Annotated in this window: 19 protein-coding genes; 14 read left to right on the top strand and 5 right to left on the bottom strand. The window is 71.2% G+C overall.

Annotated elements, in window-relative coordinates:
• Both ABD401_RS04495 and ABD401_RS04490 read right to left on the bottom strand, forming a co-directional pair.
• Positions 1–1,416, bottom strand: coding sequence for a wax ester/triacylglycerol synthase family O-acyltransferase (locus tag ABD401_RS04495; RefSeq protein WP_344602044.1), 1,416 nt, complete (start codon positions 1,414–1,416; stop codon positions 1–3).
• Positions 1,409–2,572, bottom strand: a complete 1,164-nt coding sequence (locus ABD401_RS04490) for an acyl-CoA dehydrogenase family protein (protein ID WP_344602042.1) — start codon at positions 2,570–2,572, stop codon at positions 1,409–1,411. Before ABD401_RS04490 ends, ABD401_RS04495 begins: the two co-directional genes overlap by 8 nt.
• An 86-nt stretch (positions 2,573–2,658) precedes the next feature.
• Here ABD401_RS04490 and ABD401_RS04485 point away from each other — a divergent pair, with 86 nt between their 5' ends.
• The 12 genes from ABD401_RS04485 (at position 2,659) to ABD401_RS04430 (ending at position 14,515) form a co-directional block, all read left to right on the top strand.
• Positions 2,659–4,398, top strand: coding sequence for a PEP-utilizing enzyme (locus ABD401_RS04485; RefSeq protein WP_344602040.1), 1,740 nt, complete (start codon positions 2,659–2,661; stop codon positions 4,396–4,398).
• Positions 4,398–5,615 carry an Rv3169 family protein gene (locus ABD401_RS04480; RefSeq protein WP_344602038.1) on the top strand — a complete coding sequence of 406 codons (1,218 nt, stop codon included), beginning with the start codon at positions 4,398–4,400 and terminating at the stop codon, positions 5,613–5,615. Before ABD401_RS04485 ends, ABD401_RS04480 begins: the two co-directional genes overlap by 1 nt.
• Entirely contained in the window at positions 5,615–6,109 is a 495-nt protein-coding gene (locus ABD401_RS04475) for a PaaI family thioesterase (protein WP_344602036.1), read from the top strand. Before ABD401_RS04480 ends, ABD401_RS04475 begins: the two co-directional genes overlap by 1 nt.
• Entirely contained in the window at positions 6,106–7,527 is a 1,422-nt protein-coding gene (locus ABD401_RS04470) for an FAD-dependent oxidoreductase (protein ID WP_344602034.1), read from the top strand. Before ABD401_RS04475 ends, ABD401_RS04470 begins: the two co-directional genes overlap by 4 nt.
• Complete coding sequence (locus ABD401_RS04465) at positions 7,527–7,907, top strand: nuclear transport factor 2 family protein (protein WP_344602032.1); 381 nt, start codon at positions 7,527–7,529, stop codon at positions 7,905–7,907. The genes ABD401_RS04470 and ABD401_RS04465 overlap by 1 nt, the downstream gene beginning before the upstream one ends.
• A complete protein-coding gene (locus ABD401_RS04460; RefSeq protein ID WP_344602030.1) occupies positions 7,904–9,409 on the top strand; it encodes an AMP-binding protein in 1,506 nt (501 codons plus the stop codon). The genes ABD401_RS04465 and ABD401_RS04460 overlap by 4 nt, the downstream gene beginning before the upstream one ends.
• 37 nt (positions 9,410–9,446) lie before the next feature.
• A complete protein-coding gene (locus ABD401_RS04455) occupies positions 9,447–10,286 on the top strand; it encodes a M23 family metallopeptidase (RefSeq protein ID WP_344602028.1) in 840 nt (279 codons plus the stop codon).
• A gap of 16 nt (positions 10,287–10,302) precedes the next feature.
• On the top strand, positions 10,303–10,923 hold the full coding sequence (locus tag ABD401_RS04450; protein ID WP_344602026.1) for a class I SAM-dependent methyltransferase: 621 nt from the start codon (positions 10,303–10,305) through the stop codon (positions 10,921–10,923).
• Between the two features lie 209 nt (positions 10,924–11,132).
• A complete protein-coding gene (locus ABD401_RS04445) occupies positions 11,133–12,431 on the top strand; it encodes a peptidase associated/transthyretin-like domain-containing protein (RefSeq protein WP_344602024.1) in 1,299 nt (432 codons plus the stop codon).
• On the top strand, positions 12,428–13,090 hold the full coding sequence (locus tag ABD401_RS04440; RefSeq protein ID WP_344602022.1) for a hypothetical protein: 663 nt from the start codon (positions 12,428–12,430) through the stop codon (positions 13,088–13,090). Before ABD401_RS04445 ends, ABD401_RS04440 begins: the two co-directional genes overlap by 4 nt.
• 31 nt (positions 13,091–13,121) lie before the next feature.
• The gene (locus tag ABD401_RS04435; protein WP_344602020.1) at positions 13,122–13,826 is read left to right on the top strand and encodes a hypothetical protein; all 705 of its coding nucleotides are present in this window, start codon (positions 13,122–13,124) and stop codon (positions 13,824–13,826) included.
• 29 nt (positions 13,827–13,855) lie between these two features.
• Positions 13,856–14,515 (top strand): hypothetical protein, encoded by a 660-nt coding sequence (locus ABD401_RS04430; protein ID WP_344602018.1) that lies wholly within the window; start codon positions 13,856–13,858, stop codon positions 14,513–14,515.
• A 104-nt stretch (positions 14,516–14,619) separates the two neighbouring features.
• Here ABD401_RS04430 and ABD401_RS04425 read toward each other — a convergent pair whose 3' ends face one another.
• From ABD401_RS04425 to ABD401_RS04415, 3 genes are all read right to left on the bottom strand, one after another.
• Positions 14,620–14,745: a nuclear transport factor 2-like protein gene (locus ABD401_RS04425; protein ID WP_344602016.1), complete on the bottom strand. Its 126-nt coding sequence runs from the start codon at positions 14,743–14,745 to the stop codon at positions 14,620–14,622.
• A gap of 130 nt (positions 14,746–14,875) precedes the next feature.
• Positions 14,876–16,456, bottom strand: coding sequence for a PEP-utilizing enzyme (locus ABD401_RS04420; RefSeq protein WP_344602014.1), 1,581 nt, complete (start codon positions 16,454–16,456; stop codon positions 14,876–14,878).
• A 33-nt stretch (positions 16,457–16,489) separates the two neighbouring features.
• Positions 16,490–17,290: an SDR family oxidoreductase gene (locus ABD401_RS04415; RefSeq protein WP_344602012.1), complete on the bottom strand. Its 801-nt coding sequence runs from the start codon at positions 17,288–17,290 to the stop codon at positions 16,490–16,492.
• Between the two features lie 72 nt (positions 17,291–17,362).
• Between ABD401_RS04415 and ABD401_RS04410 the strand changes: the two genes are divergently transcribed.
• Positions 17,363–18,643 carry a cytochrome P450 gene (locus ABD401_RS04410; protein ID WP_344602010.1) on the top strand — a complete coding sequence of 427 codons (1,281 nt, stop codon included), beginning with the start codon at positions 17,363–17,365 and terminating at the stop codon, positions 18,641–18,643.
• Entirely contained in the window at positions 18,640–19,119 is a 480-nt protein-coding gene (locus ABD401_RS04405; protein WP_344602008.1) for a nuclear transport factor 2 family protein, read from the top strand. Before ABD401_RS04410 ends, ABD401_RS04405 begins: the two co-directional genes overlap by 4 nt.
• Positions 19,120–19,173: the final 54 nt, after the last annotated feature.

Raw genomic sequence — 19,173 nt, 5'->3', positions numbered from 1 at the left:
TCAGGTGTTCAGCACAGCGGCGCGTTCGAGCAGCTCGTCCATCGAGCGCTGGATGCCAGCCGCGATCCGGTCGACGTCGGGCAGCGACTCGCGGTCGGTGGTGATGCCGAAGACGAGTTCGCCGTTGTAGCTGTAGACGGTGACGGACGACCGCGCCCCGACCGGGAACGGCGGCGCGTAGTTCGCGATCCGCCGCAGCGGTCGGCCGAGCAGGAACAGCGGGATCGTCGGCCCGTGCACGTTCGTCACCGTCGTCTGCAGCGAGCGCTGCGGCATCGCGGAACTGGCCCGCAGGTAGATCGCGTTCAGCGTCCCCGGGAGCACGGCCTGGATCTCGTTCATCGCGCTGACGGCGTCGGCCTGCGCGGTCTGCTTCAGCTCGGCGAGGTGGCCCCGGACGAACTCCAGGCGCTGCACCGGGTCGTCGACGTCGAGCGGCAGCCGGGGCATCAGCGCCGAGGCCTTGGTCTCCATCGTCCCGTCGCCGAGCGGGCGGCCCTCGGCGTCGCGCTCGCGCAGCGCGACAGGGTTCATCAGCCGCAGGTGCTTGCCCGTCACCTTCAGGCCACGGGACTCCAGCAGCTCGCGGAAGCCGTCGAGCACGATCGTCAGCACGACGTCGTTGACGGTGCCGCCGAACGCGCCGCGCACGGTCTTCACGTCGGAGAACGGGATCGCGCAGAAGTCGAACGAGCGCGTCGCGCCGATCGGTCCGGTCAGCGGGCTGCGCAGGTCCGGCATCAGGTTGCGCCGGGTCAGCGCGAGGCCGGCCGCGCCGACCCGGGCGGCCTTGGTCACCGTCGAGGGACGCAGCGAGCGCACCCGGCCGACGGCGTCCTTGCCGAGGCCGGTGACGGCGTCGGTCGTCGAGCGCAGGCGCGAGCGGGGGGCGACGTCCGCGCCGGCGGGCAGGGGCGGCAGCTCGGTGGTCGGGCCGTCCGGGGAGTCGTCGAAGAGGATCGTCAGCAGCTGCGTCCCGGAGACCCCGTCGACCATGCTGTGGTGGATCTTCCAGAAGATCGCGAACTGGCCCTCGGCGACGCCGTCGATCACGACGACCTCCCAGAGGGGCCGCGACCGGTCGAGCTGGACGGAGATCAGGTCGCCCACGACGCGGCAGACGCCGACGTGCCCCGGCTCGGGCGCAGTCACCCTGCGGACGTGCTCGGTGATGTCGAAGTCGGGCGCCGGGACCCACTCCGGGCGGTTCACGTGCAACGGAGCCGGCCGGGCGAGCTGGGTGTACCGCGGGATGCGCGCGATCTTCGGCGCGAGCGCCTTCGCGACCTCCTCGGCACTCGGCGCGGTGCCGTCGGCGAGCGCGAACCCGCCGACGTGCATGTGGTTGCGCCCGTCCTCCTCGGTGTAGAAGAAGAACGCGTCGAGCGCCGACATTCGGTCGGGACCCTCAGGCATGCCGATTCCTCTCGATCAGCTGACGCACGATCACATTCTTCTGGATCTCGTTCGTGCCCTCGCCGACGATCATCAGCGGGGCGTCGCGGAAGTAGCGCTCGACGTCGAACTCGGTCGAATAGCCGTACCCGCCGTGGATGCGGACCGCGTCGAGCGCGATCTTCATCGCCGCCTCGGACGCGAACAGCTTGGCCATGCCGGCCTCGAGGTCGACGCGGTGCCCGGCGTCGAAGCGGCGCGCGGCGTACAGGGTGAGCTGACGCGCCGCCTCCAGCGAGGTCGCCATGTCGGCGAGGTAGTTCCCGATCGACTGGTGCTGCCAGATCGGCTTGCCGAACGTCTCGCGGACCTGGCTGTACGCGAGCGCGTCCTCGTAGGCCGCGCGGCCGACGCCGAGGGCCCGGGCCGCGACCTGCAGGCGCCCGGTCTCCAGGCCCTTCATCATCTGCGCGAACCCGCGCCCGGGCTCGCCGCCGAGGACGTTGGTCGCCGGCGTGCGGTACCCGTCGAAGATCAACTCGCACGCCTCGACGCCCTTGTAGCCGAGCTTGGGCAGGTCCTTCGAGACCGTCAGGCCGGGTCCGGGCTCGCAGAGCAGCACCGAGATCCCCCGCGCGGCGGGCTGGGCGGCCGGGTCGGTCCGGCACAGCAGGGCCGTGAGCCCCGCCCGGCGGGCGTTGCTGATCCACGTCTTGGCGCCGTCGACGACGTACTCGTCGCCCTCGAGTCGCGCGGTCGTCGTCAGGCCCTGCAGGTCGGAGCCGCCGCCGGGCTCGGTGAGGGCCATCGTCGCGCGGACCTCGCCGGTGGCCAGGCGCGGCAGCCACGTCTTCTGCTGCTCCGGCGTCCCGAACTGCGTGAGCAGCTTGACCACGACGGTGTGCCCGCCCATCGCGCCGGCGAGGCTCATCCACCCGCGCGCGAGTTCCTCGGTGACGAGGACGTAGCAGGGCATGCTCACGTCGGTCCCGCCGAACTCCTCGGGCACCGCGAGGCCGTAGATGCCGAGGCGCTTCATCGCCTCGATGAGCGCCTCGGGGTAGGTGTTCGCGTGCTCGAGGTCCCGGACCGCCGGCCGCACCTCGCGGTCGACGAAGTCCGCGACCGTGCGGACGATGTCCCGCTCGGGCAGATCGAGGTCGTCGAGTGAACTCACGCAGTCACTATCTCGGGACGGGGCCTGGCGGAAAAAGCACGAGTGCTCAATGATATATCCCTAGACTAATTTCCCGGGGAGGAACCGTGGTCGACATCGCGCCGCCGTGGGTGGTCGACAGCCCCCTGAGCACCCGGTTCCCGGTCTACACCCGCGCCAACGCGGGCGAGGTCACGCCCTCGGTCGCGACGCCGCTGTTCTGGTCGCAGATCGGCGGCCCGCCCGCCGAGCAGGTGTGGAAGCGGGTGCTCGCCGACTTCGGCGCGTTCGACCTCGACGAGTTCCGCGACGACGCCATCGACATCCAGGGGATGCTCCACGGCTACGTGTACCTGAACCTGTCCAACCTGCGGGTGTTCGGCGCCCGCATGCCCGGCGCCTCGCCGGAACTGATGGACCGCACCTACCTCGGCGAGCGCTCCGACGTCCCGCCCTACGAGCCGCACCCGGACGACGCGAAGCCCGAGTACACCGAGCGGATCCTCGCGACCGTCAACCGGGTCTTCGCGACCGAGCACCGGGGTGACCTCGTCGAGCTCGCCGCGGAGACCGAGCGGAGCCGCGCCGCTCGGCCGGACTACACGACGCTGTCGGACGCCGACCTCGTCGCGCTCCAGCGGGAGCGGATGCAGCAGTACAAGCCGTTCCTCTACGCGCACCTGATGCTGGTCTACGAGGGGTCGCTGGTCACCGGCCTGCTCGAGACGACGCTCGCCCCGCTCGGCGACCCGACGCTGGTCGCGCGCGTGCTCACCGGCCTCGGCAACATCGCCTCGGCCGCGCCGTCGGCGGCGCTCTGGCGGCTCTCCCGCCTGGTCACCGGTTCCCCCGCGCTGACCGCGGCCTTCGACGCCGGACTCGACGGCGTTCTCGACCGCATCGCCGCGCTCGACGAGCCCGCCGCGGCGGAGTTCCGCGCCGGGTGGGACCAGTTCCTCCACGACTTCGGCTCCCGTTCCGCGATGGAGTGGGAGGCGATGCCGCAGACGTGGGAGACCCACCCGCAGATCCCGCTCGGGCTCCTGGAGCGGATGCGCCTGCAGCCCGACGACCGCGACCCGGAGGCCCAGTCACGTCGGCTCGCCGCCGAGCGCGAGGCCCTGACCGCGGACCTGCGCGCCCAGCTCGCCGACCAGCCCGAGGCCGTCGGCTCCCTGGACCTGGCGCTGCGCCTGTCCGGGGTCTTCATGCCGGCGCGGGAGCTGTCGAAGTCGAACCTGATCCGCGTGCTGCACGAGGCGCGTCTGCCGATGCGGGCGCTCGCGCAGCGGTACGTCGCGGCCGACCTGCTTCAGCGGCCGGAGGACATCACGATGCTGCGCGAGGACGAGCTCGACGCGTTCGTCGCCGATCCGGCGTCGACGGTGCCGACGATCCGCGAGCGTTGGGAGTGGCACGCCGCGCTCTCCGAGCGGGAACCGCCGTACATCGTGATGGCGGGCGAGGTCCCGCCGGTGACGTCGTGGCCGTTGCGCTCGGAGCCGAACGTCGCGCCGGCGCGCTCGGGTGACGCGCTCACCGGCCTGCCCGCCTGCCCCGGGGTCGCGACCGGCCGGGCGCGGATCATCTCCGACCCCGCCGACGCGCGCGACCTGGAGCCGGGCGAGATCCTCGTCGCCCCGATGACCGACCCCGGCTGGACGCCGTTGTTCACCTCGGCCGAGGCGGTCGTGGTCGACATCGGCTCGACGATGTCCCACGCCGCGATCGTGTCCCGTGAGCTCGGGATCCCCTGCGTGCTCGGGGTTCAGCACGCGTCGGTACGGATCCCCAACGGCGCCCTGCTGACCGTCGACGGCACCGCCGGGATCGTGACGGTGCACTGATGGCGGACGTGTCGCAGTCGGGCGTCCCGCTCTCGCCCTACGACGAACTGCCGGTCCACCAGACGACCCGGCCACTCTCGGTGGTGGCGAACACCGACCCCGGCTTCGACGACGGCTACTTCTTCGGTGCGTTCTGCGCCGAGCTGCAGACGTTCCTGTTCTGCGGCCTGCGGGTGAACCCGAACACCGACCTCGTCGGCGGGTACGTCGGCCTGAACCGGGCCGGCCGGCAGCGCACCGCGCGGTTCTCGCGGACCTGGCGCGAGCTCTGCGACACCCGGATCGGACCGTTCGAGTTCCGCATCGTCGAGCCCTACCGCGAGATCGTCCTGACGCTGGATCAGAACCCGTCCGGTCTGGCGATGGAACTGCACTGGCTCGGCCTCTCCCCCGCCTACACCGAGGCGCACCATCTCGCGACCAACCGCGGCCGCCCGACCACCGACCAGACCCGCTACGTCCAGGCGGGCACGGTCGCGGGCTGGATCTCCGTCGACGACGAGCGGATCGAGGTCGAGCCTCGCCGCTGGTGGGGCAGCCGCGACCACGCGTGGGGCCTGTACTTCGAACGGCCACCGCTCGCCCCCGACGGCCGGTGGCTCCCGCCTCGCGCCGCGGAGGGTGTGTCGCGCGCCCTCCGGTTCTGGACGCTGTTCGGCGCGGCCGCCGAGGACGGCACCACGCTGTCCGGGTTCTACGCGATCCACGAGGACCCGGACGGCCGGCAGGTCCCGATGAACGACACCTTCGGCACCCCGTTCGAGGGCCGGTTCACGGTCGGCTGGGACGACGAGGTCGTCGACCTGGTCGCGGGCCGGCACGAGCTCACCTTCGTCGCCGGCACCCGCCTGATCTCCGGCGCGCGGATCGTGCTCACCGACGCCGCCGGCGGCGAGTGGGTGCAGACGGTGCGGCCCGCCGGCCCGCCGTGGGTGACGTCGACGATCGGGTATCAGGCCGGCAGCTGGCGCGACGGGGGGTCGATGCGGACCTACCACGGCCCCGGGGTCAGTCTGGAGTTCGACGAGTTCGACTTCTCCGTCCAGCCCGTCGACCACGAGCTGTACGACGGCACGAAGCAGCCGGGCCTGATCGGGAAGGAGTACGTCTCGGAGGTTGTCACCACCGCCCCCGACGGGCGGACCTGGACCGGCGGCGGCCACACCGAGCTGTTTCTGGACGGCCGCTTCTCCCCCTACGGATTCGAAAGTCGCTGATGAGCAACCAGACGCTGGAACCGCTGGAGCCCGAGCTCGAGCACCTGCACAACCGCCCCGGCCCGCAGGCGCCCTCCGCGGAGTGGGCGGAGTGGGCCAACGGCACGCCGCAGCTGCGCGGTCTCGGTATCGAGTGCACGGCGGCGGCGGACGGCACGGCGGAGTTCACGGTCTCGTCGGTGCCGTACGTCCCGAACCCGAACGGCTCGGTCAACGGCGGGATGCTCTCGGCGATCGCGGACCAGGTGATGGGCGTGCTCACCGCGATGGCGTGCCCGCCGGGGTACCTCGCGGCCACCGCGTCCCTGCACATCCAGTTCCACCGCCCGGCCCACGCGCCGCTCGACGTGCGCGGGGCGCTGCTGCCCGGCGGGAGCCGCGTCAAGTTCGTCGAGGTCGTTATCCGCGACCGCACCGGCGAGCACTGCGCGACGGCCCAGGGCACGATGATCGTCGGCGGCGCCGCCCGCCCGGAGTCAGGAGAGAGCCGATGACCGACGTCGACGTCCTCGTGGTGGGGTCCGGCGCGGCCGGGCTGTGCGCGGCGCTGGCCGCGGTCGAGCACGGCGCGCACCGCGTGCTGGTCGCGGAGGGTTCGCCGGAGGTCGGCGGCTCCTCGCGCCTCTCGGGCGGCATCGTGATGGGCAGCCGCAGCGGTGTGCAGCACGCGAACGAGATTTACGAGGAGGAGGACGACCTCTTCCACGACTACCGCTCGCTGATGCGGTGGGACATCGCCGCCGGACCGGTCCGCAAGTTCGCGCGCCGGTCGGGCGAGACCATCGACTGGCTCGCCGCGCACGGCGTCCCGTTCTTCGACCGGCTGATCTTCGGCGGCGAGGAGCGCCGACCGCGGTCGCACGCCGTCGACGGCGGCGGGCAGGCGCTGATCGACGCGCTCCACCGCGCCGCGACGGCCCGTCAGATCGACATCGCGCTCGGGCAGCGGGTCGACCGCCTGCTCGTGGAGGACGGCCGCGTCGTCGGCGTCGCCGTCGGGGACGACGAGATCACCGCGGCCGCCGTCGTTCTCGCCACCGGCGGGTTCGGGGCCGCGCCGGAGAAGATCGCGGAGCTGTTCCCCTCGGCGTGGGACCCCGAGCGCACCTGGTACATCGGGCACGACGGGGCCCGCGGCGACGCCCTCGACCTCGCAGGTGCGCTCGGCGCGCAGGTCACCGGCCACGACCGCGGGCTGCGGACGCTCGGCCCGGGCGGCACGTTCGTCAACGAGGCCCTGCTGCCGGGGTGGGTCGTCCTGCTCGACCCGAACGGCCACCGCTTCGCCGACGAGACCGCGCCCTACGGGATCCTCGACAACGCGGTGCGCGCGCACGGCAACCGGTGCGTCGCGTTCCTCGACGCCGCGGCCCTCGAGCCGCCGGCCGACCTCGCCGACCGCTACCGCGACGCGTACAAGCAGGTGTGGCCGAACCACGCCCCGTTCAAGCCGCGGCACTACAAGACCGAGATGATCGAGTTCCTGCTCGGTCAGAAGACCGCGTTCGTCGCCGACGACATCGCGTCGCTCGCCGTCGAGGTCGGCCTGGACCCGACCGCGGTCGTCGGCGAGATCGACCGCTACAACGCGTTCGCCGACGCGGGGACCGACGCCGACTACGGCAAGGCGGGCAAGTTCCTCGTGCCGCTGCGGACTCCGCCGTTCTACGCGGTGCCGCTGTACCCGATCGCGGTCAACCTCACCGGGGCCGGGCTGCGCATCGACGACTGCGCGCGCGTGGTCGGTGCGGACGGGCGCCCGGTGCCCGGTCTGTTCGCGGCCGGAGAATGTGTCGGCGGCCTGCTCGGGCCGCTCTACATGGGCAGCGGCAACTCGCTCGGCCTCGCGACCGGTGTCGGCCGGATCGCGGGCGAGGAGGCCGCGGCCCTGGCGACGGGAGCACAGCACTGATGACGTACGCGAGCCTTCCCCCGGCGATCGTCGGGTTCCTGGCGGCGCTGGAGCGCCGGGACCTCGACGGAGTCCTCGACCACTTCACCGCCGACGCGACTTACGCCTACGCGATGCCGCTGCCGGCCCTGGAGGGACGGGAGGCGATCGGCGCGATGTTCGGCAAGCTCCTCGTCGAGGCCGAGGCAGTGCGGTGGGACATCGTCGGCTATGCCGTCGACGGCGACCGGGTCTGGACCGAGCGCGTCGACCGCTTCACCTTCGCCGGCCGTGAGGTGCCGATCGAGGTCGCCGGCGTCTTCGAGTTGGAGGGCGAGAAGATCCGCGCCGTGCGCGACTACGTCGACATGGCGACCTGGCGGGAGCGGAAGGAAGCATGACGTTCGCCGCCCGCCTCGCGGCGGAGCGCCCCGACGAGATCGCTCTCCGGGCGCCCGACGGGGACTGGACCTGGGCCCAGGCCGACGCCGCTTTGCGGCCGATGGTGAACGGGCTGCTCTCCGCGCGGTACCGGCCGACCCGGCGGGTCGCGGTCTACGCCGAGAACAGCGGGCGGACCCTGCTCTACTACGCGGCCGCGACCCTGGCCGGGTGCTCGGCGGTGGCGGTGAACTTCCATCTCACGCCTGAGGAGACCGCGTACATCCTGACGCACAGTCAGGCCGACCTGCTCATCGTGGACGACGTCACCGCGGAGCGCGGGATGACGGCCGCCCGGCTGGCGGGCGTCCCCGCCGTGGTGGGTGGGAGCGGCTCGGTCAGCGGCGTCATCTCCCTGGCCGACGCATCGGCGTTCGCGGGCGACGCCGAGCCCCCGACGTCCCAGGAACCCCGGCCGACGATGGTCTACACGTCCGGGACGACCGGGACCCCGAAGGGCGTCGAGCTTCCGCTGACGTCCTGGGTCGGCGGGGCGAACATCGACGAACACCTCGAGCGGCTCGCGCAGAACTCGATGGTCGCGCACGGGCGGCACCTCGTCGTCGGGCCGATGTACCACTCGGGGCCGATCACCGGCACGCGCCTGTTCCTCGGCGGGGCACCCGTCACGGTGCTCGGGCGGTTCGACGCCGAGAACCTGCTCGCGACGATCGAGCGCGACCGCATCGGGTCGTCGATCGTCGTGCCCACACACCTGCAGCGGGTGATGGCGCTGCCGCCCGAGGTGCGCGACCGGTACGACCTGTCGTCGCTGAAGTTCCTGCTCCAGGTCGGCGCGAAGTTCCCGGAGCCGGACAAGCGCGCGACGATCGAGTGGCTCGCCTCGCGGGGGCTGCCCGACGTGCTGTGGGAGTCGTACGGCGCGTCCGAGGTCGGGACGACCTGCATGATCAGCGCCGCCGAGTGGATGGAGCGGCCGGGCTCGGTGGGCCGCGCGATCCCGCCGTTCGAGGCGAGCATCCTCGACGACGACGACAAGCCGGTGCCGCCCGGCACCGAGGGACGCCTGTTCTTCCGGGCGCCGCCCGGCCACGGGCTGCGGTACGTCGACGGGCAGGGCACCGGCGACGGTGAGCCGTTCACCCTCGGCGAGATCGGCGTCATGGACGACGAAGGGTACGTCTGGATCACCGACCGCGCGTCGGACATGGTCGTCTCCGGGGGCGTGAACATCTACCCCGCCGAGTCGGAGAAGGTGCTGCTCGACCACGAGGCCGTCGCCGAGGTCGCGTGCATCGGCGTCCCGCACCCGGACCTGGGCGAGGCGCTGCACGCGGTCGTCGTCGCGACTGCGCCGGTGAGCGCCGACGACCTGCTGGCGTACTGCCGCGACCGCCTGACGCTCTACAAGTGCCCGCGCACGGTGGAGTTCGTCGACGCCCTGCCGCGCACCCCCGTCGGGAAGCTCGACAAGAAGGCGTTGCGAGCCGCACGGCAATAGGTGTTTGCATCCGGCCCCGGTGTGTCAGGGGTTAAGGATGTCGACGACCACGCGATTCCGCCCCGGCCCCCGGTGGGGCGTCGCCGTCGCGCGGCTGCGCATCCCGCTCGCAGCGTTCGCGATCGTGGCGATGCTGTTCGACGCGCTTGTGGGGCTCCCGTTGCCGCGGTTCACCAGCCTCGTGTTGGTGCTCGCCGCTCTGGCGCTGTACTTCCGCGGCGGGCGGGTGCACGCGACGCCGACGCTGCTGGACGCTCCGGTGACCGGTCGCTGGTTCGCGGTGAACAGCCCCGCGGACAAGGTGCCGAGCCACGGGCTGCACGCGTACGGACAGACCTACGCCGTCGACCTGATCAGCCGGCCGACCGGCGAGTGGAAGCTCGACCTGCACTGGCGCGGACCGCACACGCGGCCGCCCGAGGAGTACCCGGGTTTCGGGGCGCCGGTGCTCGCCCCGGCCGACGGGGTCGTGGTGCGGGCGAAGACCTCCCAGCGCGACCACGGGGCGCGGACGTCCTGGCCCGGCGTCCTGCTGATGACCGCCGAGGGCGCGCTGATGGAGGCGACCGGGCGGATTCTCGGCAACCACGTCGTGATCGACATCGGGGAGGGCCGGTACGTGGCGCTCGCGCACCTGCGCCGCGGGTCGGTGACGGTGCGTCCGGGCGACGCGGTGCAGGCCGGTCAGCACATCGGCGAGTGCGGGAATTCGGGCAACTCCAGCGAGCCGCACCTGCACGTTCAGGTCATGGACGCGCCCAGCATCTTCTTCGGCGCGGGCCTGCCGATGCGCTTCCGTGGGCTGGTCACGGAGGCCGGCGACGAGGTCGACGTCCCGGCGAATGAGCAGGCGGTGCTGGCGAGTCCGGTCCACTGACGGCAGGGTGGCTCCCATGAAGGAGCACCGGATCTTCGCCGCGTCCTACGACAGCATCATCGCCTCCGTCGAGAAGAAGGTGCTCGGCCGTCGGCGCCGCGCGCTGCTCGGCCCGCTGACGGGCCGTGTGCTCGACGTCGGCGCGGGCACGGGCGTGAACATCCCGTACTACGAGGCGGCGGCCCGGGTCGTCCTCGCCGAACCCGACGGCGCGATGCGGGCGAAGATGAACGCCAAGCTCGGCTCGGCCCCCGTTCCGGTCGAGGTCTCCGACGCCCCGGCGGAGGATCTCCCGTTCCCCGACGCCTCCTTCGACGCGGTGGTCTGCACGCTGGTGCTGTGCACCGTCGCGGACCCGGAGCGCGCGCTGGCCGAGATCCATCGCGTCCTCGTCCCGGGCGGGACCCTCGTGGTCCTCGAACACGTCGAGGCTTCCCCCGACGCCCGGCTGCACCGCTGGCAGCACCGCATCGGCCCGGTCTGGACCAAACTCGCCGCCGGCTGCGTCCTCACCCGCGACACCGCCATCTCGGTCGAGAAGGCGGGGTTCACCTTCACCTCCCTCGACCGGCTCCGCGAGCTCCCCGCCTGGATGCCCATCAGCCCGATGATCTCCGGCGTCGCCACCAAGCCGTAAGTACGCGCCTCGCCCGGGGACGCGCTTCACTCGCTGGGAACAGCCCTCACTCGCTCGGCCGGGCGAGTGAGGCCTGGCTGCGGCGAGTGAAGCGAAGATCGACTTCCCAAGAAGTTGCTGAGGAAGCGTGACAATTCGGACATCCCGCCGATAGCTTTCAGCTCCGCCGGTCGGGGGGCCGGTGGTTGTGAGATCCGGGGGGATCCGCTGTGAAGCTGCGTGCTCGCAAGTCCGTCGTCAGCACCGTCACCGCCTCGCTCGCTCTGGTCCTCGCCGGACCGGCCCTGTCGGCGAACGCTTCCGCGGAAGCGTCTTCGGCCGTCACCGGCGCCGCGTTGCTGCGGTTCCCGGAGTTCGCGGGCCTGACCGACAGCCGGGCCCTTCAGGACCCGCTGATGCTGCAGGGCCGGCTGACCGACGTCGCGGGCAAGGCCCTCGGCGGGGCGCAGGTCCTGATGGCCGCGTGGCCCTCGAACGACGTCGTCGCGAAGCTCCCGGTCGGCGGCTCGTTCTCCGTCGTCCCCGTCGCCCGCACCGTCGCCGGCAAGGACGGCTCGTACCAGCTGCGGTCGCTCATCACCCCGCTGCTGGCGTCCCTCACCGGCCGCGACGGCCTCGACGTCGAGCTCGACGTCTTCCACGGCGGCCGTCACTACGTCTACCTGACCCAACTCAAGTCCGACCGCGGCACGGCCTGGATCCACGACTTCGTCCGCGGCGTCGACGGCCAGGCCTCCGAGCTCCGCTCCTCCGCCACCAACGCCCTGAATCTCAGTTTCGACCCCGCGCACGGGGAAGGGGTCGAAGACGCCGCTCGACGCGGTTCTCACCTTCGGACTTCCGACAAGCCCATTCCCGGCGGGCCGGCGTGCACCCACTGGAAAAACTTCGCTCTGACCGAGGCCTGGACGACGGCCGCGACGGCGGTAGCCCGGAACAACACGAAGGCCTCCGTTCTCTTCAACACGGGCGCGACCATCACGACGAGCACCGGCGTCGGCATCGGTAACGGCCAGTTCGCGATCAACGGGTCGCGGACGCGAACCTCGGGCGGCGGAGTCGAGTTCGAGTCCTACACAGCCAAGAAGGGCAAGACGATTGCCCGCGACTTCCTGGTCGAGGTTCAGCACCAAACCCTCGAACGCGTCTGCATGGGCGACCGAGTCGGCGAGTACCGCCACTACTACGTCACCAATCCCGTCGAGTTGACCGGCGGCTTCACCGACGCGCCGTCGAAGTACCCGGTGTGGAACTGCCAGCTTCACGACGGGAAGACAACCCTGGGACATGGGAAGGTGTGGACGGAGAACGCTAAGGCCGCGACCTACGAACGAGCTTTCAAGCTGACGCCGTTTGACGGCGCCTCGTTCACCGGCCGCGCAGTCAGCGGCTACAACGAACAGGTGAAGGTCACCTTCGAATTCGCCGGCAGGCATAAAGGCCAGTGGTGCGGCCACACGAAATTTCCGCTTTCGAAGGGGCAGCGTGTGCAAGGGTTCGAGGCATGACGCTGGTCGACCGGCAGAGCCGCCGCGGTCGTTGGCTCGCTCTAGGAATCGGTGCCATCGTGCTGGCCGGAGCCCTCGCCGGTGGGCTGGCTCTGACCGGTATTGAGGAGACACCCGATTTCGGCCCGGCAAGGCCGGAGGCGGGCTACACCATGGAACTCGAAGGACGCGAGCGGGCCTTCACCCTCAGCGCGCTCTATCTGGAGCACCCCGGCGCCGAGCTGCAGGTCCTTGAGGTCGAAGCCCTTACTTCGCCGAATGTGGATTACATCGGCGGAGTCAATGTCTGGCCGCGCGACCACGCGTTCAACGCACTATCAGTCGGCCCCGGATATCCGGCCCCGGAAATCAAACAGCATCACCCGCTGACCGAGGTCATCCCGTCCACGGAGACCGACCTGGAGCCGCTGCCCGGTACGTCAGACCCGCAGCCGCTGTCGCTGGCGCTCGGCTTCCGCCTGACCTCCGGTGAGCTCGGCGCGGTCAACGGCGTCCGAGTCGTCTACAAGGCCGACGGCAAGAAGCGGGAACGCATCTTCCGCTACGCCCTGATCGTGTGCACGAAGACGGCGCTCTGCGAGCCGGCCGGCGGCGAGAACGAATCCGACTACAACAAGCGAGTCCTTCGCCAGTTCGGGTTGTTGCCCGACGGCAACTGACAACGTCACCACGTCGATCCGGGGGGATCACATGAACACGCTCATCGGCATGCCGGAGCCGGCGGTCGACAACGTCGTTGCCGAGGATCCGGTCCGGGCTTGGACCGACCGCTGGCTCGGGTGGGTCTCAGGGGTCAGCGCACTTCTCGTCCTCGTGGCGGCCACCGTCGGGACGACGCTCTGGCTCACCCGGGACACAGACGTTCACCTCGGCATCGAACCGGAATGGCGCTTCGACCCGGTCATCGTGAGCCGAGCTGCTCCGGAGTTCAGCTCAAGCGCGTTGTACCTCGACGAGACCGACCGCGAGATCTCCATCATCAGCGTCACGCCCCTCACCACTGCCAACGTGCAGTACATCGGTGCCCGCGCGATCTGGCCGAACCAGGACGTCTACGGGAACTGGCAGGTCCCCGGCCGCGGATTCCCGCGCCCGCAGGTGAAGGTCAGTCACCCCGTGACGGAGCGCATCCCTGCCCACATCACGGACTTTCATGACGAGAACGGCCTCACCCATTCGGTGCGTCTGGTGGCCGGGTTCCGACTCGTGTCCGGCGACATCGGAGCGGTCAACGGCATCGAGGTCGTCTACCGCGACGGAGATTCCATCGTCCGCAAGGTCTTCCGCGTTGCGGCCCTCGCCTGCTTCGAGCGCGAACACTGCGTGGACGACAATGAGCAGGACCTCGTCTACACACCCACGCTCGATGAGCTCGGACTCGTCCGCTCCGGCTGATCACGACTCACGTCGTCGAACCAGGGGGGGTGACGGTGTACTACGACTATCAGTGGGACGCGCCGACGTGGCTGAACCGTCGGCTCGGCTGGATCGTCGTCGCGTTGTTCACCGCGGCGCTGCTCGTGGCGGGTTCGTCCTGGGCCTGGTCGCACACGCGGGCAGAGGCCTTCGGCCCGCGGAATCCTGAGGTCAGTTACGTCGGCGTGGGGATGGACAAACGCCAGCAGTTCCACGTCGCGTTCGAGTACGTCGAGGCTCCGGGCAAGACCGTCACGTTGCTCGAAGTTGAGCCACTGACGTCGAACAACGTCGAGTTCGTCGGAGCTGTGGCCGCCTTCCCACGTGAGGGCTCCGCCAACATCGGTGTCGGTCCCGCTTTCCCGCCGAGGGCGAAGGCGACATATCCGGTGGGCGCCACGATTCCCGCGACGGCGACCACCTATGTCCCGCGCGGTTGGAATCAGGAAGCCCCAGTCGCGCTCGTCGCCGGCTTCCGACTGACCAACAGTGAGATCGGTGCCCTCAACGGAATCCGCGCCGTGTACACCGTCGACGGCAAGCGCCACACCGTCGTCGCACGTCACGCGGTCATCGCCTGCCCCGGCTCGTGCCGGGCTTATCGGGACCGGGACACGAATTGGCCGAACCTCGTTCTCCGGCGCCTCGGCCTACTTCCCCACGACTGATCCCCCACCCAGCGACCCCGTTGCAACACCCGACGCGGTTACGACCGCCAGGTCGCCTCTTTCGTTGCAACCCTGTCGCTCGCTGGGGCGACGGCTGGCCAACCTCAGAGCTGGAGCCGGGTCCAGAGGGCGTCGAAGGCGTGGGCGTCGGAGAACGCGGTGCCGGCGGCGACGAGACCGTCCTCCATCCGGAGGAACCAGGCGTAGGTGTTCTCGTACGGGACGGGCACCGGGCCTCTGTAATACGCGCAGTGCCAGATTTGGTCCTCCCGCGGGGCGAAATCTGGTCGCCCGCGCATTACAGGCACCGCTCCACTCAGTAATGAGCACACAACGAGGGCGGCGGGGCGGGGCGGGGGGTCAGGCGCGGGCGAGGACGGTGACGGTGCCGGCGGAGCCGTCGACGCGGACGAGGTCGCCGGTGCGGAGGTCGCGGGTGCCGGTGCGGGTGTTGACGACGCAGGGGAGGCCGAGCTCCCGGGCGACGACGGCGGCGTGGGAGAGCGCGCTGCCGATGTCGACGACCAGCGCGGAGGACAGGAACATCACCGAGGACCACGAGGGGTCGGTCGTCGGGGACACGAGAATCTCGTCGGGCTCGACGGCGTCGAAGTCCGGCGTCAGCAGCACGCGCACCCGGCCCTCGACCACGCCGGCACTGGCGCCGATGCCGTTCACGACGTCGGCCGCGGTGTCGGAGGCCGGGATCGGGACCGGGGTGCCCTTCCAGCTGCCCGGCAGGATCAGCTGCTGGTACTCCTCGCGGCGGGCGCGACGCAGCGACACCAGCTCCTTCGCCTCCGGCGGCGGGCCCAGCATCAACTCACGCCACGTCAGGTAGAAGGCGTCGTCGGGGTCGCCCAGCAGCCCTTCCTTCGCCAACAGCTCCCCCAGCCGCCGGGCGGCGGCGCGGGTGCCGTCGAGACCCTGCAGGAACGAGCGCTTGCCGACGCCCCGCATCGGGATCCGCTTCGCGGCCAGGTCGAGCACCGCGGCGACACCGGGACGCTGCCACCGCGGCACCGCCGCCAGCACCTCCGCGCGGGCGGCGCGCTCCTCCTCCACCCGGCGCCGCTCCAGGTGCGCCGGGGACGCCGACTCCGGCTCGTCCGCGTACCGGGAGACCAGCGCGACGAGCGGGCTGCAGTCCTCCCGCCACACCCGGGACGAGATCTCGCCCTCCGCCGGGCCGTGAAAGCCGTGCCGGGCAGTGACCTGATCCAGCGTCAGCTCGTTACGCGACGCCCGCCAGAGATCCGACACCACCGCCATCTCCGCCCCGCCGGAGCCGGACAGCGCCCCGACGTCACCCGCCCCCACCCGGCGGACCAGCGCCGCCAGCAGGTCGTACACCGGCGAGACGCACGTCATCAGGCAGAGCGTGTGCAACGTCAGCGTGCGGCCGAACCACTGCATGCCCGTCCGCAGACCGACGACGGCCTCGCCGCGGTCCCAGCTCGACGCCGCCGTCGTCTGATGCGCCCACCACGCGTCGGCCTCGGTCGCGAGCCGCCGCACCTGGGCCGGCGTCGCGACCGCGACGGCGGGGAGCTTTCCCGCCACCGCGGGGTACCGGCTCCGCGTCGCGGTGTAGTCGAGGTCGTCGGGAACGCGGCCGAAGATCTGTTCGGCGACCTGCTGCCCCGACGTCCCGGGCATGCGGTTGCCGACGGTGGCGAGGAACTGCACCTGCATCGCCATGCGGCCGCAGAAGACGCGCACGATCCGGTCGTGCACGTCCGCCGGCGCGGCCCGCTCCGCAGCGGTCAGCGCTCCGGCGCGGTACAGCGCCTCGCGCGCGGCCCGCTCACCGACGTGCCCCCACACCGACCAGCCCAGCGGGGACAGCACACCGGGCGCGGCCTCGCCCATGTTGTCGGTCGACCACCACAGCGACTCCGCGGTCGGGTCGTTCAGGGTGTCCCAGGGCTCGGAGCTCATAGACGCATTGTCTGGACTGAATGTCCGGTCTGTCTAGTCCCCCGGCCGCGCGGTCTGCCAGGGCATGAGTGACCGCATCTCCAGGCCGCCGTCCACGGGCAGCACGACGCCGGTGACGTAGGCGCTCGCGGGCGAGGCCAGGTACAGCGCGGCGTGCGCGACATCGTCGGGCGCACCCGCCTTCGGTGGCTCCGGACGTCGCCAGGCGTCGGGCCGGGGGTCCGGTTCGACGCCGCGGCGTCGCTCGCCGTCACCGTGGTCGACGCGGATCGAACCGACGCGCACGGCGTTCGCGCGCACCCCGAGATGCCCGTAGCCCGCGGCGAGGGAGCGCGTCATCGCCTCCAGGCCGGCCTTGCCCGCGGAGTACGCGTCGAAGCCCGGCATCGCCTGCGTCGCCGCGATCGAAGAGATGTTGACGATCGCGGACCGCCCCGCGGCGATCAACAGCGGCAGCGCATGATGGGTCGTCAGATAAGCGCCGGTCAGAGTCGCGTCGAGCAGCTTGGCCCAGTTCTCCGGCGTCATCTCGCCGATCGGCCCGTCGACGCTGCGGGTGTGCAGCAGGTCTGTCGGCCCCGCGTTGTTGACCAGCACCGAGAGTCGCCCGCACGCGGCGATCGCCGCCGAGACCTGGACCTCGCTGGTCACGTCGGCGGCGACGAACCGGATCCCCGTCTCGGCCTCGAACGCCTTGCCTCGGTCGACGTTGCGCCCGCACACCACCACCTCGGCGCCGCGGTCGCGGAACAGCAGGGCGACGGCCGCGCCGATCCCGCTCGTTCCCCCGGTGACCAGGGCGGTCTCGCCGTCGAGACGGAAGGGATCACTCACGGGCCCGACCCTACGCACAGAAACTCGCGCACTCAATGGTCTAGTGCCAGACTATTGGGATAACCTCGGGGCGTGACCGAGACCTGCCCCCACGACGGCCTGTTCGCCGCGGCGACGCCCGAGTTGGTCCGCTGCCCGTACCCGGTCTACGAGCACCTGCGCGGCGAGCACCCCGTCCAGTGGATCCCCGCCCTGACGGCGTACGCCGTGACCCGGCACGCCGACATCCTCGACGTCCTACTGCGCCCGGAGGACTTCTCCTCGCGCAAGCAGTCCGGCCCCGGCGCCGCGACCAGCCTCGCGGTCGCGGCGGCCGAGGACCCGCAGTACTCCGACCGCGTCCGCGCCGCGGCGGTGCGCCGCATCGGCATCGCCGAGAAGGGCGCCGCCCTCGTCAACTGCGACCCGCCCCGCCACGGCGAGCAGCGCAAGATGATGAACAAGGTCTTCACGCCGCGTCGCGTCGCGCTCCTGGAGCCGCCGATCCGTGAGCTGGCCGAGGGTCTCGTCGACGCCTTTGTCGCCCGCGGCGAGGCCGATGTCGTCGCCGAACTCGCGACCCCGCTGCCGATGACCGTCATCGCCCGCGCGCTCGGCATCGAGGGCACGGACATCCCGACGCTGAAGCGCTGGTCCGACGCCTTCGTCCGCGCGAACGGCCGGCCGAACCTGTCGGTCGAGGAGATCTCGGCGCTGATCCTCTCCCTCGACGAGTGCTACGACTTCTTCGAGGCACGCATGTCCGAGCGCCTCGCCGACCCGCGTGAGGACCTCGTCACCGACGTCGCGCAGGCCGATCTCTGCCACGAGGAGCGGCTGCAGATGCTGACGCTCTTCCTGATCGGCGGCAACGAGACGACGAACAGCCTGATCGCCTCGTGCATCTGGATGCTCTGCCGACGCCCGGAGCTGCAGGACGAGCTCCGCGCGGACCCCGAGCTGATCCCGCCGTTCGTCGAGGAGACGCTGCGCGTCGAACCGCCGGTGCAGGGCCTGTTCCGCCAGGCGATGCGGGACACCACCGTCGGTGGCGTGCCGATTCGGGCCGGCGACTTCCTCTGGCTCGTCTACGGCTCGGCCAACCGCGACGAGGCGCAGTTCCCCACCCCCGACGAGATCCGGCTCGACCGCGGCGCCGAGGGCCGACGCCACCTCAGTTTCGCGCAGGGGCCGCACTTCTGCCTCGGTGCGCCGCTGGCCCGGGCGGAGGCGCGCATCGCTCTCGAGACCCTGCTCGCGCGCACCCGCAACCTCGCGCTCGCCCCCGACGAGGACGCCGGCCAATGGGCGCCGAACCTCGTCCAGCACAATCTGACGCGACTGAACGTCGTCTTCGACCCGGTGAGCGTATGAGCGAGAAGGTCCGCGCGGACATCACCGAGGCGCTGCACCGGTACTGCCGCGGCATCGACCGGATGGACGCCGACCTGATCCGCTCGGCGTACCACTCCGACGGTTACGACGACCACGGCGACGTCTTCCGCGGCTCGGTCGAGGACTACATCACTTGGGTCCTGAACGTCCTGGCCGAGCGCTTCGACTCGACGATGCACACGCTCACGAACATCACGATCGAGCAGGACGGCGGCGTCGCCCACGTCGAGAGCTACCTGATCGCCTACCACGTCACCAAGGGCGGCGGCTCGCTCAAGGTCTTCGGCGCCCGCTACGTCGACCGCTTCGAGGACCGCCCCGGCGCCGGCTGGCGCATCGCCCACCGGACGCTGGTCTCCGAGTGGCAGACCGAGCAGACCGGCTTCGTCGCCACTCCCCCGGGCACCGCCCCGGCCGCGCGCGACCGCACGGACCCGTCCTACCGCCGCGACTGAACCCGTGCGTCCGGCAAAGTGGGGCCTATAACCCACCGTTGGCCGGACGCAACG

The organism is Sporichthya brevicatena (assembly GCF_039525035.1).
In the GTDB taxonomy this organism is placed as follows: domain Bacteria; phylum Actinomycetota; class Actinomycetes; order Sporichthyales; family Sporichthyaceae; genus Sporichthya; species Sporichthya brevicatena.
This window is presented reverse-complemented; position numbering and strand designations above follow the sequence as displayed.

Bases quoted from the DNA above. Each gene is read 5' to 3' on its own strand.
- ABD401_RS04495 (WP_344602044.1), bottom strand. From the start codon at position 1,416: ATGCCTGAGGGTCCCGACCGAATGTCGGCGCTCGACGCGTTCTTCTTC.
- ABD401_RS04480 (WP_344602038.1), top strand. From the start codon at position 4,398: ATGGCGGACGTGTCGCAGTCGGGCGTCCCGCTCTCGCCCTACGACGAA.
- ABD401_RS04475 (WP_344602036.1), top strand. From the start codon at position 5,615: ATGAGCAACCAGACGCTGGAACCGCTGGAGCCCGAGCTCGAGCACCTG.
- ABD401_RS04470 (WP_344602034.1), top strand. From the start codon at position 6,106: ATGACCGACGTCGACGTCCTCGTGGTGGGGTCCGGCGCGGCCGGGCTG.
- ABD401_RS04465 (WP_344602032.1), top strand. From the start codon at position 7,527: ATGACGTACGCGAGCCTTCCCCCGGCGATCGTCGGGTTCCTGGCGGCG.
- ABD401_RS04460 (WP_344602030.1), top strand. From the start codon at position 7,904: ATGACGTTCGCCGCCCGCCTCGCGGCGGAGCGCCCCGACGAGATCGCT.
- ABD401_RS04455 (WP_344602028.1), top strand. From the start codon at position 9,447: ATGTCGACGACCACGCGATTCCGCCCCGGCCCCCGGTGGGGCGTCGCC.
- ABD401_RS04450 (WP_344602026.1), top strand. From the start codon at position 10,303: ATGAAGGAGCACCGGATCTTCGCCGCGTCCTACGACAGCATCATCGCC.
- ABD401_RS04440 (WP_344602022.1), top strand. From the start codon at position 12,428: ATGACGCTGGTCGACCGGCAGAGCCGCCGCGGTCGTTGGCTCGCTCTA.
- ABD401_RS04435 (WP_344602020.1), top strand. From the start codon at position 13,122: ATGAACACGCTCATCGGCATGCCGGAGCCGGCGGTCGACAACGTCGTT.
- ABD401_RS04420 (WP_344602014.1), bottom strand. From the start codon at position 16,456: ATGAGCTCCGAGCCCTGGGACACCCTGAACGACCCGACCGCGGAGTCG.
- ABD401_RS04405 (WP_344602008.1), top strand. From the start codon at position 18,640: ATGAGCGAGAAGGTCCGCGCGGACATCACCGAGGCGCTGCACCGGTAC.